20 protein-coding genes are annotated in these 16,754 nt (G+C 59.6%); 18 read left to right on the forward strand and 2 right to left on the reverse strand.

Annotated features, from left to right (window positions below; all coding sequences use genetic code 11):
* Positions 1-169: 169 nt before the first annotated feature.
* Positions 170-1,624: a Y-family DNA polymerase gene (locus JIN78_RS11395; protein WP_200392101.1), complete on the reverse strand. Its 1,455-nt coding sequence runs from the start codon at positions 1,622-1,624 to the stop codon at positions 170-172.
* 120 nt (positions 1,625-1,744) lie between these two features.
* Positions 1,745-4,210: a U32 family peptidase gene (locus JIN78_RS11400; protein ID WP_200392102.1), complete on the reverse strand. Its 2,466-nt coding sequence runs from the start codon at positions 4,208-4,210 to the stop codon at positions 1,745-1,747.
* 380 nt (positions 4,211-4,590) lie between these two features.
* Between JIN78_RS11400 and JIN78_RS11405 the strand changes: the two genes are divergently transcribed.
* The 18 genes from JIN78_RS11405 to rplN all read left to right on the forward strand — a co-directional run bounded on the left by JIN78_RS11405 (position 4,591) and on the right by rplN (position 16,745).
* Positions 4,591-5,361 carry a hypothetical protein gene (locus JIN78_RS11405; RefSeq protein ID WP_200392103.1) on the forward strand — a complete coding sequence of 257 codons (771 nt, stop codon included), beginning with the start codon at positions 4,591-4,593 and terminating at the stop codon, positions 5,359-5,361.
* A gap of 112 nt (positions 5,362-5,473) precedes the next feature.
* Positions 5,474-6,532 carry a hypothetical protein gene (locus tag JIN78_RS11410; protein WP_200392104.1) on the forward strand — a complete coding sequence of 353 codons (1,059 nt, stop codon included), beginning with the start codon at positions 5,474-5,476 and terminating at the stop codon, positions 6,530-6,532.
* A 301-nt stretch (positions 6,533-6,833) separates the two neighbouring features.
* Positions 6,834-7,208 carry a 30S ribosomal protein S12 gene (gene rpsL / locus JIN78_RS11415; protein ID WP_200392105.1) on the forward strand — a complete coding sequence of 125 codons (375 nt, stop codon included), beginning with the start codon at positions 6,834-6,836 and terminating at the stop codon, positions 7,206-7,208.
* Between the two features lie 20 nt (positions 7,209-7,228).
* Positions 7,229-7,702 carry a 30S ribosomal protein S7 gene (rpsG, locus tag JIN78_RS11420; protein ID WP_200392106.1) on the forward strand — a complete coding sequence of 158 codons (474 nt, stop codon included), beginning with the start codon at positions 7,229-7,231 and terminating at the stop codon, positions 7,700-7,702.
* A gap of 45 nt (positions 7,703-7,747) precedes the next feature.
* Positions 7,748-9,898: an elongation factor G gene (gene fusA, locus JIN78_RS11425; protein ID WP_200392107.1), complete on the forward strand. Its 2,151-nt coding sequence runs from the start codon at positions 7,748-7,750 to the stop codon at positions 9,896-9,898.
* 30 nt (positions 9,899-9,928) lie between these two features.
* Complete coding sequence (rpsJ, locus tag JIN78_RS11430) at positions 9,929-10,237, forward strand: 30S ribosomal protein S10 (RefSeq protein WP_189567568.1); 309 nt, start codon at positions 9,929-9,931, stop codon at positions 10,235-10,237.
* 14 nt (positions 10,238-10,251) lie between these two features.
* On the forward strand, positions 10,252-10,890 hold the full coding sequence (gene rplC, locus JIN78_RS11435) for a 50S ribosomal protein L3 (protein ID WP_200392108.1): 639 nt from the start codon (positions 10,252-10,254) through the stop codon (positions 10,888-10,890).
* Positions 10,891-10,923: 33 nt separating this feature from the next.
* The gene (rplD, locus tag JIN78_RS11440; RefSeq protein WP_200392109.1) at positions 10,924-11,529 is read left to right on the forward strand and encodes a 50S ribosomal protein L4; all 606 of its coding nucleotides are present in this window, start codon (positions 10,924-10,926) and stop codon (positions 11,527-11,529) included.
* A gap of 24 nt (positions 11,530-11,553) precedes the next feature.
* Positions 11,554-11,838: a 50S ribosomal protein L23 gene (gene rplW / locus JIN78_RS11445; RefSeq protein WP_200392110.1), complete on the forward strand. Its 285-nt coding sequence runs from the start codon at positions 11,554-11,556 to the stop codon at positions 11,836-11,838.
* Positions 11,839-11,888: 50 nt separating this feature from the next.
* The gene (rplB, locus tag JIN78_RS11450; protein ID WP_200392111.1) at positions 11,889-12,728 is read left to right on the forward strand and encodes a 50S ribosomal protein L2; all 840 of its coding nucleotides are present in this window, start codon (positions 11,889-11,891) and stop codon (positions 12,726-12,728) included.
* 30 nt (positions 12,729-12,758) lie between these two features.
* Positions 12,759-13,028, forward strand: a complete 270-nt coding sequence (gene rpsS, locus JIN78_RS11455; protein WP_200392112.1) for a 30S ribosomal protein S19 — start codon at positions 12,759-12,761, stop codon at positions 13,026-13,028.
* Positions 13,029-13,069: 41 nt separating this feature from the next.
* Positions 13,070-13,771 (forward strand): hypothetical protein, encoded by a 702-nt coding sequence (locus tag JIN78_RS11460; protein WP_200392113.1) that lies wholly within the window; start codon positions 13,070-13,072, stop codon positions 13,769-13,771.
* Between the two features lie 12 nt (positions 13,772-13,783).
* Positions 13,784-14,470 (forward strand): 50S ribosomal protein L22, encoded by a 687-nt coding sequence (rplV, locus tag JIN78_RS17755; protein WP_200392114.1) that lies wholly within the window; start codon positions 13,784-13,786, stop codon positions 14,468-14,470.
* A 42-nt stretch (positions 14,471-14,512) separates the two neighbouring features.
* The gene (gene rpsC, locus JIN78_RS11470) at positions 14,513-15,289 is read left to right on the forward strand and encodes a 30S ribosomal protein S3 (RefSeq protein ID WP_200392115.1); all 777 of its coding nucleotides are present in this window, start codon (positions 14,513-14,515) and stop codon (positions 15,287-15,289) included.
* 72 nt (positions 15,290-15,361) lie between these two features.
* Positions 15,362-15,778 (forward strand): 50S ribosomal protein L16, encoded by a 417-nt coding sequence (rplP, locus tag JIN78_RS11475; RefSeq protein WP_200392116.1) that lies wholly within the window; start codon positions 15,362-15,364, stop codon positions 15,776-15,778.
* A gap of 38 nt (positions 15,779-15,816) precedes the next feature.
* Positions 15,817-16,020 (forward strand): 50S ribosomal protein L29, encoded by a 204-nt coding sequence (rpmC, locus tag JIN78_RS11480; RefSeq protein WP_200392117.1) that lies wholly within the window; start codon positions 15,817-15,819, stop codon positions 16,018-16,020.
* Between the two features lie 27 nt (positions 16,021-16,047).
* Entirely contained in the window at positions 16,048-16,326 is a 279-nt protein-coding gene (gene rpsQ, locus JIN78_RS11485) for a 30S ribosomal protein S17 (protein ID WP_200392118.1), read from the forward strand.
* Between the two features lie 53 nt (positions 16,327-16,379).
* Positions 16,380-16,745: a 50S ribosomal protein L14 gene (rplN, locus tag JIN78_RS11490; protein ID WP_200392119.1), complete on the forward strand. Its 366-nt coding sequence runs from the start codon at positions 16,380-16,382 to the stop codon at positions 16,743-16,745.
* Positions 16,746-16,754: the final 9 nt, after the last annotated feature.

The following is a 16,754-nucleotide window of genomic DNA, read 5'->3' on the forward strand; positions in this document are numbered from 1 at the left end:
TTATTGGTTATTGGTTATTGGTTATTGGTTATTGGTTATTGGTTATTGGTTATTGGTTATTGGTTATTGGTTATTGGTTATTGGTTATTGGTTATGAGGGTTTTTCTTAGTTTTTAAGTTTTTAGAAATTAGTTTTTCCCAAAAAGAGGATTTTGCGGAGAGTGAGAAACTAGTAGTAACCTTCGAGCTTCCATTCCCGGGGAGGATGGTGGGTGAGGCGGCCCAGCGGACCCTGGTGGAGCTGCACATCCCATTCGTGAACGAAGACGAGCAGGTCCTTCTGCCACCAGTGGCTTTGGTTGGGGTAGGGGCCGGCGACTTCGCGGAGGGGACCGGGGTAGGGCCCGTCGAGGAGGGCCCGGGGGGCTTTCTGCGGGGTGGAGAGCACTTGCACGGGGCGGGGGGGGCGGAGGCGGCGCAAGGGCAGGGCGCTTTCCCAGCAAGTGTGGCCGTGGGCCGGATTCGGTGGGGCCGGGCGGCGCGCGAAGAGGGTCTCGGGGGGATGGAGGATGAAGCGGTCGGCACGGTAATCGTCCAGGGCCTGGGGCACGCCGAGGGCTTCGCGGCCGAGAAGGGCGGAGAGCTGGTTGAGGGTGTGGGCGAATTTGTTGGGGTCGCGCAGGGACTTTTGAAAAAGGTCGTGCTGGGCGCGGGAGGGGCGGGTGACGGTGGCATCCAGAGTCAAGGCCACCACCGGGGCCGGGGCGGTGACTCCCTGCAGATGGGTCTCCAGCAAGCGGAGGAGAAAGTCGCTGTCGGTGGTGGGCTCGGGAATGCGCAGGGGGGCGTAATGTTGCTGGCCGTCCTCGAAGTGCAGGGTGAGGAGCAGCTGATCGGGCACGCGTTGGTGGGCTTGCCAGCGGCTGGCGAGGGTGTGGAGAAAGCGCCGCAGGAGCAGGAGAAGGGAGTCGAGAGTCTCCAGCGGGTGATCGAGATCGAGGTGCTGGCGATAGTCCTGGGGTGGGCGGTAGAGGGTGAGGAGACGCCGGTGGCGACCAGTGGCGAGGTCGTGCAAGCGGGCTCCCTCGGGACCAATGCGCTCCGGCAAATCCGCGTGGGGCAGGGCCATGAAATCGGCGATGCTGCGCAGTCCCCAGGACGCGAGGGTATCGGTGAGATCCCGCCGGGTGGGTCCGGGGGGAAGAAAATTTTCTAGCAAGAGGGCGAGGGGCGCGCGAGAGAAGTCCGTCCCAGCCAGCACGCGCAGATGGGCTAGATCGGGGGTGGGGCCGAGGGCTTGTCGCAGGGGCAAGGCGGTGAGTGGGCCCAGATCGGCGGGTTCGTCCTTTTGCCAAGCGAGAAGCACGGTGTCCGGCCGGGTTTGTTCGAGGTCGGGGGCAAGGGATTGTCCCACGGCGAGCAGTTCGGCACTCAGGCGGGCCTCGTTCTCGGGATGGCGGGCGAGAATGACGAGGTCCCGGCAGCGGGCGAGGGCCCGGGCGGTGGTCATGCCCGCGCAGACCCCTTGCCGCCGCGCGGTGGGATTGACGGCCTGGAGGCAGGCATTCTTCGCTCTCCGGGGAGAGCGTTCTTCTTCTCCCAAAGCCAGCGGGCTGAGCCACAAATCCGGCTGGTCCCGGGTGGCGGCCCGGAGAGCAAGATAGGGAAGGTGAAGCGCGAGCATGAGGTGTTCTTGAGAATAGGTGTTCTCAAGAACTATTTTAGGAAGGTGGGTCAGGCAAGAAAGAAGTTCGCTTTCCCGCCAAGACTGGCCTTCCTTGCTGGTGGGAAAAGCCGTCTTTCTTCAGACCAAGGTGCCTTCGGTGACGCCGAGGCGGGAGAGTGCGGGGAGGGTGGCGAGGAGCTGGGCGGAGGATTGTTCGCCGCGCAAGAAGGCTTGGTATTCGTCGATGAGTTCGCGGGCTTCCTCTTCCGATTGGTCGAGCAGTTCGATGCGGTAATGGCTGAGGCCAGTGCGGCGCAGTTGCCCATAGAAGCCGGCTCCGGTTTGGGCCCGGCCATTAAAAAGCGTGTTGCGGCAGCCGACATCGGCGGCGAGGCGGTGCAACTGGCCCACCCGGTCACGCAGATGCACGGTGTGCTTCTCGCAGGGACGGCCGCAGTCCTTGTAGCTGGTGCCCTCGCTCATGAAGGTGCAAAAGACGCAGTGCTCCATATGAAAGAGCGGCATGTGCTGGTGCAGGGTCAGCTCCAGCCAGGCGGGAGGAGTTTTTTCCAAAAGGGCGAGCACCTGATTGATATTCAGATCGTAGGAAATGGTGAGGCGTTCCAAGTGAGCGGCTTCCTTCAGGAGGCGGGCCGTGATGGGGTTGGCGACATTGAGGGAAAAATCCCCGACTTTGTGCAAGGGACTGTCGCGGAAAAAATCGAGGGCGGCGAGGTTGCGAAGCAAGACGCCGTCGGGCCTCATGCCGGCGATGTGCTTGAGGTAGCCGACCTCGCCAGACTTGATGATGCGGGGAGTCGCGAGAAAAATCTGAGAGGACGTGGCGGCGGTCAAGGCGACGGCCTGCCGATAGCGGCGGGGGTCCTCGAAGTCGCAGTAGATGGTTTCCACACCGGCGGCGAGGGCCGCTTGCACTTGGGCTTCGCTGCGGCAAAGCACGGTCAGGGTGGGCGGGGCCGTCGGGGCTGGCTCGGTTGCCGGTGGTAAAAGGGGCTGGTGATCGCTCTTGGGAGCCGGGCGGGGGGCTTGCTCCTGCTCGCGGGCGGCATCGAGCTGGGCCACCAGTTCACGTCGCACCTGATTGAGCTGCGAGACCGGGAGGTGGCAGGCCCCTTGCAAGCGGTTCTCCAGTGCGGCCAGTTCATAGCCGGTATTGCCGAGGCGGCCGAGCTTGGCTTGCAGGGTCTCTTCGTCGAGCCCGCCCTTCTGGGCCAGTTGGAGAAGGGTCTCGGTGCGGGCTTGCACGGTGAGTTTGCCGAGGGTGCCCGTTACGGTAAGAGCTTCCCCGGGTTGGCCGCTCACGAGCAGATGCAGGCCGGATTTGGCAGCGGGCAATTTGCTCTTTTGCCAGAACTTGCGCAAATCCCGCTCCAAGGCAGGGTCGGCGGTCTTGTAAAGAGTGACCCCGGGGCGGATGCGGTCCCAGTTGATGCCACTGAGCTCGCGGTGGAAAATGATGCGGTCGTCCTGGATGCGGAAGATGGTGGCCCCTTGCTCAAGGTCGCGATTCTCGCCCGCATCGAAGACCACACCATCCCCTGCCTTGAGCACGGGGACTTGGTCGGCAGGAGGGGTATCAAGCCGGATCCAGCTATTCTGGGCTTCGATGACGGTGCCGAGGAGAGGGCCGCGCTTTTTGCCAAAACGACCATGGGTGAGGTAGGGATGGTTGGTCCCGGCCAGCCACCCGGTGGTGAGGCCGCGCGAAAAGGTCATCTCGAGGGCATAGCGGTCCTGCGCTGTGACGGGTTCCCGCTGGGGTCGATTCATCGCTTCGTCGAGTGCCTTGCGATAAACGCGGGTGACGGCAGTGACGTATTCGGGCGATTTCAGGCGACCTTCGATTTTGAAGGACTTGACGCCTGCCTGCACCAGTTGCGGCACCAGATCGACGGCGGCGAGGTCCTGGGGAGAGAGCAGGTAGCGGTGTTCGCCCATTTCGCGCACCTCGCCATCAATGACCAGCTCATAGGGCATGCGGCAGGCTTGCGCGCATTCGCCGCGATTCGCCGAGCGTTGGCCGAGGGATTCCGAGGTCAGGCATTGTCCGGAGTAGGCCACGCAGAGGGCTCCGTGGACAAAGACCTCCAGAGGAGTGTGCTTTTCTTCGCGACTGAACTTTTCGATCTCCGGGAGGGAAAGCTCGCGGGCGAGGACCGCGCGCTCCAGGGGGAGAATTCGCTCCACGAAGCGCAGTCCCTCCGGCGCGGTGATGGTCATTTGGGTGGAAGCGTGGATCTCGACATCGGGGGCCAGTTCCTGAGCCATCTTGGCGAGGCCGAGGTCCTGGATGATGAAGGCATCGACTCCGGCTTCTTGGGCGAGCTTCAGTTGTCGCGCGGCCGCCGGGAGCTCATTGGTGAAGATGAGGGTGTTCATCGTCAGGAAGCCCTGCACCCCGTGCTTATGGAGAAAGGCCATCAGCTCGGGGAGGTCCTCCTCGGTAAAGTTGTCGGCGCGGAGGCGGGCATTGAAGGCGGGGAGCCCGAAAAAAATGGCATCGGCTCCCGCTGCGATGGCCGCGCGGGCGCAGTCCCAGTTGCCGGCAGGGGAGAGGAGTTCAGGTGTGAGGTCGGCTTGCAAAGTCGGGACACTTTACGCGCGAAAGGGGGCGGGGGGAAGAGTGAGTTCTCTGGGGCTGGGTTTCTTCCCCTGGTTTCGCTGGGGCGGGCACTCGGCAGTGGGTGCGAACGGGGCGGGCTGTGTTACTGTGTTGATACAAGAAAGATGTTGTCTTTTTGGGGGTGCCCGCATCCTATGGGATCATGTCCTTTTGGAGTCAGGTCTTTACATTCGTGGGGGTTGCGCTCTTTTCCTTTCTAGCTGGAACGTGGAGCAGGTCTTCAAAAGGAGAGCAGCGGGGGCCTGATACGCCAGCTCCCGTCGTTCGCTCTCTTCCTGCCGACAATCGGGGAGCGACAAGGAGGCGGGAATCGCCTTCGAAAGATGATCCCTTGCGAGCGGTGTTGCACTCCTTGTCCTCGACGGTTGGCCGGGAAGAGCGTTTGGCCCTTTTTCAGCGGTCGGCTTTGCTGGGGGATATCGGTCGACAGGCAACGGTGCTGTGCGAGTTGATCGAGACCGCAGATTCTGCCGAGTTGGAGGAGATGACCCGGTTGTTGAAGCAGGCTCAAGACCGGGGCAATGCCTGGGATCAAGAAGTCTGGAACGAACTCTGGAAGCAATGGGGGCGAATGGACCCGGTCCGGTGTCTCGAGCTGGCGGGGGACGGTCAGGGGATGTCGCACGGTGGCGACTATGAGCAAATGATGGCAGGCTGGATTGAGGTGGACCGCTTGGCGGCGAAAGAGTGGGTGGACAGTCTTCCGAGAGGCTATGCCGAGACCGGAGTGGCCGCGTATTTCGTGGCCGAAGGCGACTTCAAGAATCCGGAGGAAATGGGGGCGGCGATTCTGGAGGCGACCGGGGATTTGCGAATCCGGGCGGCCAGTATCCACCGCTATCTGGATTTCTGCGTCTCGCAACCCGAATTGTCTTTGGTGGAGGCCTACGAGCGCACCCCGGAGGAGCTGAGGCCCCTCGTGGCGGGGAAGTTGGCCGAGCGGATTTCTTATCAAGACCCCGAGGCTGCGGCCCAATGGTTGCTGGCTCATTCTGACGAAGGAGGTCTGGGCTCCCAAACTTTCATCATCGTCGCCGGGAAGTTGCCGGCTTCCTCTGGTTTGCGCTCCAAATTGCTCTCAATCCATCAACAAAAAGCCTTCCATGAATAATCGTCTCTTTCCTATTGGAGTTCTCGCCGCGATCCCGCTTTTCTTTCTTTTGGGTCGTATGAGCAATGGTGGCGAGAGCCAGGATACCTCTGCCAGGCCGGAAAAGACAAAAATGAGGGCGACAAAGACCAACCGGCCTCTTCAGGGGGCTGCGGCAACCCGGCGCGAAAGTGATCCGGCCCACGTCACCCAGGCCGAGCGCGAGGCGGCGGTGGTTGGCGTGTTGGGAGTGGCGGAAGCCCGTCACATGACGAGCGCCGAACGAATGGCACGCTTCGAGAAAGCCATGCTCCTTTATGAACCGAGTGAGCAGGCAGCCGTGGTGTGCGGTTTGATCGGCGGCCTGGAGAAGGGGGAAATTCGCGAGGCGGTTGATTTTCTCACGAGGACGGAGAGCCGGGGCAACTACTTTCCGCCCACCGTTTGGAAGGCTCTCTGGAATCGTTGGGGCCGCTTGGATGGGGAGGAGTGTTTTGCCTACTTGCAGGGTGGGGAGGCCCTCAGAACTCGCAATATGCGGATGAAAAATGGGGTTCGAGAGGTGGGGCGCACCGTGATGCAGGGTTGGTTGGCCGCCGATCCGGAGGGTGCCATGAGTTGGGCGGCGACTACCAAGCACTCGACCTTGGAGGCTGCGGCGGCCGCGATGGCCCTCACCGAGTCTGCCGGAGGTGACCTGGCAGAAATCGGTCGCATCTTGGTCGATCATCGCGCCGATAGTGCGCTGCTGACCGAAGGATTGGTCGACTATTTTGACTATGCCCTGCTGGAATCTCCTGAACAATCGGCGGCGGATATCTATCAGGCCCTGCCCCCGGAGCTCCAGGCTCACGCGGTGAGAGAAACCTACCATCGCTTGCTCTTCGCCAATGCCGGGGAGGCGATGACCTGGTTGGCGGAGAACGGACCCGGAGGACAAGAAACCTATCAACTGGCGACCGGCTACGTGCATTCTGCTCTTCATAAGCACCAGTATGCCGAGGGCACAAAAGCCCTGGCGCGGCTACCCTACCAACAGCAGGCCGTGAGCAATCATCCGGTGATGGAGCCTCTCAAGCGCTGGCTGCAAACTGAACCCGAGGTCGCAAAAGCATGGTTGGAACAACAGCCCGAAGACTCTCCGTGGTTCCAGTATTACCAGGCGACGCCTCTTGGCGAAGAGCCGAGCTGAGCGAAATCGACTCGAAAAAGGTTAACCTTTTTGAAGGAAGTCAATTTATTTCACATTTTCTCAACTTTGGTCTTGCCAGGTTGGTCGCGATTCGTATAGTCCGCGCCCCGCCAGTCGCAGCTGGAGGACGAAAAGACTTCAGTTGCTGCGTTTTTTGAAACCTATCGGGTGGCTCCGGACAAGAAGGCTGATGCGAGTGAGATTCTCGCACGTTTTCTGGTCGCATAAGCCCAAGGTTTTTGAAGAGGCGGGGAGAGTGATATCCTCAAAAACTTTAACCAAAAGCTGAGAAGCAGAGATTATGCCGACCATTAACCAACTCGTGCGAAAGGGCCGTAAGAAGATTACTGTCGCTTCCAAGTCACGCGCCTTGACGAATTGCCCGCAACGTCGTGGCGTGTGTTTGCAGGTATACACCCGCACACCCAAGAAGCCGAACTCCGCCCTTCGTAAAGTTGCGAAAGTCCGCCTCACCAATGGCTACGAAGTCATCGCCTACATCGGTGGTGAGGGTCACAACCTTCAGGAGCACTCCATCGTGCTCGTCCGCGGTGGCCGGGTGAAAGACCTTCCTGGTGTCCGTTACCACATCGTCCGCGGTGCTCTCGATACCCTCGGCGTGGACAAGCGCATGCAGTCCCGCTCCAAGTATGGCGCCAAGAAGCCCAAGAACTAATTTTAACCATTTTTTGAACCATGGCTCGCAGAACACGCAAGTATAAGAAGGACCCCGTCCACGACTCCAAGTTCGACAGTCCTCTCGTCGGCAAATTCATCAGTATGGTGATGAAGGAAGGCAAGCGTTCCCTCGCGGAGCGGATTGTCTACGCTGCCATTGATAAGGCCAATGACGGCACCGACACTGTTGATCCTCTTGAGGTCGTCAACCGCGCTATCGAGAACGCCAAACCTCGCGTTGAGGTGAAGAGCCGTCGCGTGGGTGGAGCAACTTACCAGGTCCCTCTTGAGGTGGATGCCGACCGCTCCGAGGCTCTCGCCATGCGCTGGATTGTGGGCTATGCCCGCGGCCGCAAAGGCACGCCCATGCACCTTGCCTTGGCCAACGAAATCAAGGACGCCGCCAACAACACCGGTAGCTCCGTCCGCAAGCGTGACGACGTGCACAAGATGGCCCAGGCCAACCGTGCGTTCGCTCACTTCCGCTTCTAATCCCGCTCCCTGACGCCCACTCGCGAAGAAGAAAGACCGACTCCCATGTCAGCCAACCCGAACAGTCAAAACCGAGCTTACCCGTTGCAGCGCACGCGCAACATCGGGATCGCGGCTCATATTGACGCGGGGAAGACCACGTTGACGGAGCGGATTCTTTTCTACACGGGGATGATCCACCGGGTGGGCGAGGTCCATGATGGCTCGGCAACCACCGACTACATGGAGCAGGAGCGCGAGCGTGGAATCACCATTCAATCGGCGGCTGTCACCTGCGCCTGGGTGCAGAAGCCGGAAGAAGGGGTCAACAAGCTTTTCCAAGGCGAAGAACAGCGGGTCAACATCATCGATACCCCCGGTCACGTGGACTTCACCGCCGAGGTGGAGCGCTCTCTCCGGGTGCTCGATGGTGCCATCGTTGTTTTCTGCGGGGTGGCCGGAGTGCAACCCCAAACCGAGACTGTCTGGCGTCAAGCCAACAAGTACCGGGTCCCGCGGATCATCTTCGTGAACAAGATGGACCGGGTGGGTGCCGACTTCGATGCCGTTGTCACCGAGGTGCGCGAAAAGCTCGGCGCCAATGCTTTGCCCATTCTCATTCCGCTCGGCTGCGAGGATTCCCTACGTGGCCAGCTGGATGTCATCAATCAAAAGGCGGTCATCTATACCGAAGACGACCTTCACGGTTCCACCTTCACGGTGCGCGATCTGGAAGGGGATGAGGTTGAGATGGGGCAGGCCGCCTACGACTACCTCGTCGAGACTGTGGCCGGCGCCAATGATGCCTTGGGTGAAAAGTTTCTCCTCGAGGAGGAAATCACCGCTACCGAGCTCAAGCAGGCCCTGCGGGAAGCCACCATCGGCAACGAAATCGTGCCGGTCGCAGGAGGCTCCGCTTTCAAGAACAAGGGAGTGCAATTTCTCCTCGATGCCGTGGTCGACTACTTGCCCAGCCCGCTGGATATCCCGGCTGCCAAGGGCATGCATCCCGACGATGAGAGCAAGGAAGTCCTCGTGGAAACCGATGACGCGGCCAAATTCTGTGCCCTCGCTTTCAAAATCACCAACGACAAGCACTTCGGAAAATTCGTTTTCTTCCGCGTCTATTCCGGCTCTGTTTCCAAGGGAGATCAAATTTTCAATCCCCGCACGGGTAAGAAAGAGCGTGTGGGTCGTCTTATTCAAATTCAGGCCGATCGCTACGAAGACATCGAGACCTGTTATTCCGGAGATATTGCGGGAGTGGTCGGCCTCAAGAATGCGGCCACCGGCGACACCCTTTCCGATCCTTCTTTCAAGGTGGCTCTCGAGCCTCCCGTTTTCCCCGAGCCCGTCATCGGGATGGCGGTCGAGCCCCGCTCCACTGCCGATTCCGACAAGATGAGCATTGCTCTCGCCCGTCTCGCTGATGAGGACCCGACTTTCGTGGTGTCTACCAACGAAGAGACCGGCCAAACCATCATTTCCGGAATGGGAGAACTCCACTTGGAGGTCATCATCGACCGGCTCCTGCGCGAGTCCAAAGTGGATGCCCGCGTTGGCAAGCCCCAGATTTCCTACCGCGAAACCATCTCCAAGAATGCGCAGGGAGAAGGCAAGCTCGAAAAGCAAACCGGGGGCACGGGCCAATATGGTCACGTCATCCTCGAAGTGAGCCGCAACGAAAAAGGAGCGGGCAACACCATCGAGAATACCGTCCGGGGTGGGGCCATCCCCAAAGAGTTCTTTGGAGCCATCGAGCGCGGACTGCGGGAAGCGATGACGACTGGCATCGTCGCCGGTTATCCTGTCGTCGATGTCCACGTGAATGTCAAAGACGGCACCTTCCACGAGGTTGACTCCAACGACAACGCCTTCCGCATGGCCGCCATCTTCGCCATTCGTGATGCCTTCCAAAAGGCGGACTCCATTTTGTTGGAGCCAGTGATGGATGTCGAAGTGAGCACCCCGCCCGACTACCAGGGCGATGTCATGGGCGACCTCAATCGCCGCCGCGCCCAACTGGGCAGCATGGAGACCAAGGGAGCCATCTGCACTCTGCAGGCCCAGGTCCCGCTCTCCGAGATGTTTGGTTACATGACCGATCTCCGCACCCTTTCCTCCGGCCGGGCTTCCTTCACCATGGAGCCCAGCAGCTTTGAACCCGTCCCCGACAAACTGGTGGACATCCTGACGGGCCGACGTCCCGCCGCCTGAACCTGAACGAACCGATCATTTTTCAATAAACTGATGAACCAGAAAATCCGCATCCGACTCCGGGCCTTCGACCACCGTGCGATCGACCGCTCGTCCGACGAAATCGTGGAGACTGCGAAGCGCACAGGCGCTCGCATCGCCGGCCCGATTCCTCTTCCAACCCGGATTGAGAAGTTTTCCGTGAACTCTTCTGTCCACGTAAACAAGAAGTCGGCTGACCAGTTCGAGATTCGGACTCATCGTCGCCTCCTCGATATCGTAGACCCGACCGCTCGCACGGTTGATGAACTCAAGAAGTTGAACCTTCCCGCTGGTGTGGACATCACCATTCAAATCTGACCCACCTTAGAACAATGGCTTTAGGACTTATTGGTAAAAAATTGGGCATGACCCGCGTCTTTGACAAAGAGGCCGGATCCATGATCGCGGTCACCGTGGTCGATGTCGCAGGAAACGAGTTTGTGCAGACCCGCACTCCTGAGAAGGACGGCTACTCCGCCATCCAGGTGGGCTACGACGACCAGAAGGAGCACCGCCTCACCGCGGCCGCGAAGGGTCACTTGGAAAAGAACGGCGTTTCTCCCAAGAAGAAGTTGGTGGAATTCCGCTTTGAAGAAGGGGAAGAGCTTCCCAACACCGAAGACGGGCACCCTGGTGCAGCGCTCTTCGAAGCTGGTGCCTGGGTCGACATCATCGGCACCACCAAGGGCAAAGGTTTCCAAGGTGTCATGCGTCGTTACAACTTTGGTGGTCAGCCCGCCGCGCACGGTCACATGATGCACCGTCGGACGGGTGCGGTTGGTGCCGGTTCTTGGCCCGCTCGTATTTGGAAAGGCCAGAAGATGCCCGGTCGCCACGGTAACTACCGTCGCACAACCCAGAACTTGAAAGTGGTGCAGAGCCGCCCCGAAGACAACGTGGTCCTCATCTCCGGCGCCGTGCCCGGACCCAAGGGCAGCTACGTCGTGATCCGCCCCGCGCTGAAGAAGTAAGCGCAAGTAGAAAGAATTTAGAAAGGAACGAAGATGGCTAAGACATTGAGTATTGAAGAGGCGAAAGCCGCAAACCTGACCTTGGAAGAAGAGGGTCGGGGCAGCCAGGCCGTGCACGACCTCGTGGTCGCCTACCAGGCCAACCGCCGCAGCGGAACCGCATGTGCCAAGACCCGGGGCGAAGTGTCCGGGAACAACAAGAAGATGTTCCGTCAGAAAGGAACTGGTAACGCCCGTCACGGCACGAGCAAAGCTCCCATCTTCGTGGGTGGGGGAGTGGTCTTCGGGCCCCGTCCCCGCAGCTATGCGAAGACCGTGCCCCGCAAGGTGCGCAAGCTCGCCCTCCGCCGCGTGCTCAATGACGCCATTGCCGAGGGCAAGGTCGTCACCGTCGACAGCTTTTCCATCGCCAGTGGCAAGACCAAGGACTTCATCCAGGCGGTGAGCGAAGCAAGCAGCGCGAACACCGTTCTCATCGTCGCCAAGTCCTTCGAAGAAAAGACTTACCTCGCCGGCCGCAACGTCGCTTGGGCCCAGCTCGAGACGGCTGCCAATGTGAACATTGAGCAACTTCTCAAGTATCAGGGCGTCGTCATCGTGGAAGACGCTTTCGAGACCCTCGCCGCCCGCACCGCCTAACCCCGCAGTAGAACTACCCGGAAAATGAAAGACATTTACCAAGTCATCGACACCATCCAGATGTCGGAAAAGTCCGCTCTCCTGCAGGAGACCAACAACGAATACGTCTTCAAAGTGGCTCGCGCCGCCAACAAGATCGAGATCAAGAAAGCGGTCGAAAAGATGTTCGCTGTCAAAGTGGAAGACGTCCGCACCTGCAACTACGAAGGCAAAATCAAGCGCAAGCGCCGCGCCGACCAAGGCCGCACCGCGCGTTGGAAGAAAGCCTTCGTCCGCCTGAAGGAAGGGGATTCCCTCGACCTGGTGTGAGGAACCTCGCACCCGCCTAACTACCTAATCAATTTTCAACCCGTATCGAGATGTCTCTGAAAACATTCAAGCCCATCACTCCGACCAACCGGTATAAGGAACACCCCGATTTTGCGGAGGTGACCAAGTCCACTCCGGAAAAAAGCCTGACCCGTCCTCTCAAGAAGTCGGGCGGCCGCAACAATCAGGGTCGCATCACCTGCCGTCACATCGGTGGAGGTCATAAGCGCAAGTATCGCGTGATCGACTTCAAGCGCTCCAAGCGCGACATCGCTGCGACCGTGGTGGGCATCGAGTATGATCCCAACCGCACCTGCCGCATCGCTCTCCTGGAATATAGCGACGGTGAAAAAGCCTACATTCTGGCCCCCGTGGGTTTGACCGACGGTGCCAAGGTGGAAGCTGGTGAAAACGCCGCGCCCAAGCCCGGCAACGCTATGCCCCTGAGCAAAGTGCCCCTTGGAACCGCTGTTCACAACATCGAGCTTCAGCCCGGTGGCGGTGGCAAAGTGGCCCGCTCCGCTGGCCAGCAAGCGATTCTTTCCAACCGGGAAGGGGATTCCGCCCTTGTGCGCATGCCTTCCGGCGAGATCCGCCGCTTCAATGCCAACTGCTACTGCACCATTGGCCAAGTCGGCAACCGCGACCACATGAACGAAGTGTCCGGGAAAGCGGGCCGCAGCCGCTGGCAGGGCGTTCGCCCCACCGTCCGCGGGATGTGCATGAACCCCGTCGACCACCCCAACGGTGGTGGTGAGGGTAAGTCCAAGTCCGGTGGTGGTCGTCAGCACTTGAAGTCTCCCTGGGGTCACACCAAGGGTCAAAAGACTCGCAAGAAGAAGAAGCCTTCCAACACCTTCATCGTGGAAAGCCGCAAGAAGAAGCGCTAATCCCCGCAACCACCCGAATACCTGTTTACTATGCCACGTTCACTGAAAAAAGGACCCTTCGTTGACCAAAAGCTGCTCGCCAAAATCGATGCTGCGGTTGAGAAAAACGACAAGAAGCCGATCAAGACCTGGAGCCGTCGCTCCATGATCACACCCGACTTCGTCGGCCTCACCTTCTCGGTCCACAATGGAAAAACCTTCCTGCCCGTTCTCGTCACCGAAAACATGGTGGGTCACAAGTTGGGGGAATTCGCCCCCTCCAAGAACTTCAAGGCCCACGGTGGGGTCGGGAAGAAGTAAGAACTGACTCCGCACTGACTCGTCTCCAACCGCTTTCAGCAATGATTACTCTCGCTCGTTCATCCTTTCTCGCCGCCGCCCTCTTCGGGTCGGCGCTGGGTGCGGGTGCGCAGAGCGGAGATTTGCGAAGCGAGCTCCTCCGCCTTCGCCGCGAGAACGCCAACCTGAACGAAAGTCTGGTGGCCGCCAATCGCCGGGCGGATGAGAGCGAGGCCAAACTCAAGGATATCAAGCTCCGCCTTGAAGCCATGGGATCCGGCCTCCTCGACGGGGGAGAAGAGCGCCTGGTGAAGGCAGTCGCCGATCTGGAAGTGATGTCCCGCAAGTTGAGGGAGATGGAGGCCACCGCGCTCTCTCTTTCCTCCAGTGTGCAGAACTACCTCGCCACCGCCATCGCCGCCGATCCGGAAGCCCGCCTCGAAGTGGAAACCCGTTTGCGCGACCTCGATACCGCCATTGGCTTGCGGGAAGCTCCCCGGCAAGATCGTCAGCTGGGCAATCTCCAGCAAGCGGCCGTGGTCAGCGTCGATAGCGAATCGGGAATCGTCGTAGTCAATGTGGGAAATAAGGAAGACGCAGTGACCGGAATGGCCTTCGAGGTCTTTCGCAACGAGGTGAAAGTGGCCGATGCCCTCATCGCCGATACCCGCGAAGATGTCAGTGCCCTGGTAATTACAAATTTAGAAAACGAAGAGAATCCCGTGCGCAGAGGCGACCGGGTCTCATTTAAACGCAGCAATTAAGGAAGAAGAATCATGGAAGTCCGCGCGATACATAAATATGCGAGAATCTCGGCCAAGAAGGCCCGGGACGTGGCTCGGGAAATTCAGGGTCTCCCTGTCTCCGACGCTCTCGACACCTTGGCCTACACGCCCAAGAAGGCTGCTTTCCTCATTGGAAAGACCCTCAAAAGCGCCGTCGCCAATGCCGAAAACAATCACGAAATGGTCGCTGAGACCATGGTGGTGAAGGAAGCCCACGTCACAGACGGGCCCACCTCCCGCCGCTTCAAGCCCCGCGCCCGTGGTTCTGCTGCCGCGATTCGCAAGCGCACCAGCCACATCTACATCACCCTCGCCGAGAGCGAGGAAGAAGAAGTCGCGCCTAAGCCCCGCCGCGCCGCCAAGAAGGCCGCTCCCCAGCAGCCCGCTGCGGAAGAAGCAGCCCCCGCTGCTGCCGAGGTGGACAAGGAAAAGCTGGGTCTCGTCTATGACGAAGCGCCCGCCGAAAGCGACGACCTCAAGAAAATCTCCGGTGTGGGCCCCGCTTTGGAAGCTAAATTGCACGGCTTTGGGGTTTACACTTACCAGCAAATCATCGATTGGACGCCCGAGAACATCGCGGCCTTCGATGAATTGCTTTCCTTCAAGGGTCGCATCGAGCGCGACAACTGGCAGGACCAAGCCAAGACATTGCAATCCGAAAAAGGAGGCGAAGCCTAATCCGCTTTTCCCCAGAACACTCAACTTTATTTAACGAACGATATGGGACAGAAAGTCAATCCAGTGGGTTTCCGACTCGCTTTCAACCGCGACTGGCGGTCGAAGTGGTATGCCGAAGGTGACGATTACACCAAGAAGCTTCACGAAGACATCCGCGTGCGCAAATACATCAAAGATCGCCTTCAGTTTGCCGCCATTTCCAAGGTGGTCATTGAGCGCGCCTGGAACAGCGTGCGGGTCACCATCCACACCTCTCGCCCTGGCCTCGTCATTGGCAAGCGTGGTTCCGAGATCGAAACCATGACCAAGGACATCACCAAGATTTGCAAAGGTGCCCAGGTCAAGATTGACATCGTCGAGATCCGCCAGCCGGAGCTTGATGCCCAGCTCGTCTGCGAAAATATCGCCGTGCAATTGGAGCGCCGGATCAGCTTCCGCCGGGCCATGAAGCGCGCGGTGCAAACAGCGATGGACTTCGGTGCCGACGGCATTCGCGTCCGTTGTGGTGGTCGTCTCGGCGGAGCGGATATTGCCCGCGCCGAGCAGTACCGCCAGGGCAAGGTGCCCCTTCAGACCCTGCGGGTGCCTATCGACTACGGCTTTGCAGAAGCCAGCACCGTTTACGGCATCATCGGTGTCAAGTGCTGGCTCAACGTGAAAGAAGAGAAGCTGAAAGGCGGCGGAGGCGGCCAACAGCGTCGTGGAGGTGGTCGTCGCGACAACCGGGGCGGGGGAGACCGTCGCGGTGGCGGTGACCGTCGTGGAGGCGGTGACAACCGGGGTGGTGGCGACAATCGCGGCGGCGGTAATCGCGGCTAAGCCCGATGGGGCGAGCCCCCATTCCCAATTTACTTGAACAGATAAACCATTTTACTCAGGAGGACCTAAGATATGCCACTCATGCCCAAGCGGACCAAGTTCCGCAAATCACATCGCGGAAACCGCGGCGGTAACGCCCAGCGCGGCACCGACGTCAGCTTCGGAGACTTCGGTCTCCAGTCCCTCGGACGCGGCTGGATGACCAACCGCCAAATCGAGGCCTGCCGGATTTCCATCAACCGTTACCTCAAGCGTAAAGGGAAGGTTTGGATTCGGATTTTCCCTCACAAATCGACCACCGCCCGCCCGCCGGAGACCCGGATGGGTAAAGGTAAGGGTCCCGTCGATGCTTGGGTGGCCGTCATCCGCCCCGGTGCCATGCTCTTTGAGGTTTCTGGCGTCCCCGAGTCCCAGGCCCGCGAGGCCATGCGCCTGGCTTCCAACAAGCTCGGCATCCGCACCCGCTTCGTGGTGCGTGACAACCACTAAGCGAACGCACGAACACATTTACAAGAAAGACAGTTATTATGGCAGCGACAAAAGCAAAAGACCTCCGCGAGCTCGGCAGTGAAGAACTGACCAAGCGTTTGCAGGATCTCAAGACCGAAGGGGTCACCCTCCGGATTCAACAAGCAACCGGACAGTTGGAGAACACTGCCCGCATCCGCTCGGTGCGCCGCGAGGTGGCCCAAGTGATGACGATTTTGAACGAGCGTCGCGGCCAAGCGTAACCGACCTACCAGAAGATTAAGAAGGAAATGAGCGAAGAAACCAACACCTCAGCAGAGCGCAAGCCCGGCCTGCGCAAACAGCGCGTCGGCATCGTCCGTTCGGCCTCCATGGACAAGACCATTGTGGTGGAATACACCAACCGAGTGCCCCACCCCCAGTTCAAGAAAATCGTCAAGCGTTCGAAGAAGTTCTACGCCCACGACGAGAACCAGGAAGCTGTTGTCGGGGACAAGGTCCGAATCGAAGAGTGTCGCCCACTCTCCAAGAAGAAGTGCTGGAAGCTGGTTAAGGTCCTCTCGCACTAATCTTCCCAACCCTATTTTTAGCAAACCTATTTTATACCGAAAGGAACGAAGCGATGATTCAGATGGAGTCCAAAATCGAGGTGGCCGACAATACCGGCGCCCGGCAGGCAAAAATGATTGGCGTAATGGGCAAGCGTTCGCGCTCTGCGGACGTGGGTGACATCATCACCGCGCACATCCGCGAGTCGATTCCGACTGCGGCCGTCAAGAAGGGGACCGTGGTCAAGGCCGTGGTCGTTCGCACCGCTGCTCCCATCCGTCGGCCCGATGGTTCCATCCTGCGCTTCGACAGCAACGCGGTGGTTATCATCGACAAGGACGGCAATCCCAAAGGCACCCGTATCTTTGGCCCGGTGGCCCGCGAGTTGCGCGAGAAAAACTTCATGAAGATTGTTTCTCTTGCTCCCGAGGTCCTCTAACCCCAGTCA

Origin of the sequence: Roseibacillus ishigakijimensis (assembly GCF_016595415.1) — a bacterium.
Taxonomy (GTDB): domain Bacteria; phylum Verrucomicrobiota; class Verrucomicrobiia; order Verrucomicrobiales; family Akkermansiaceae; genus Roseibacillus; species Roseibacillus ishigakijimensis.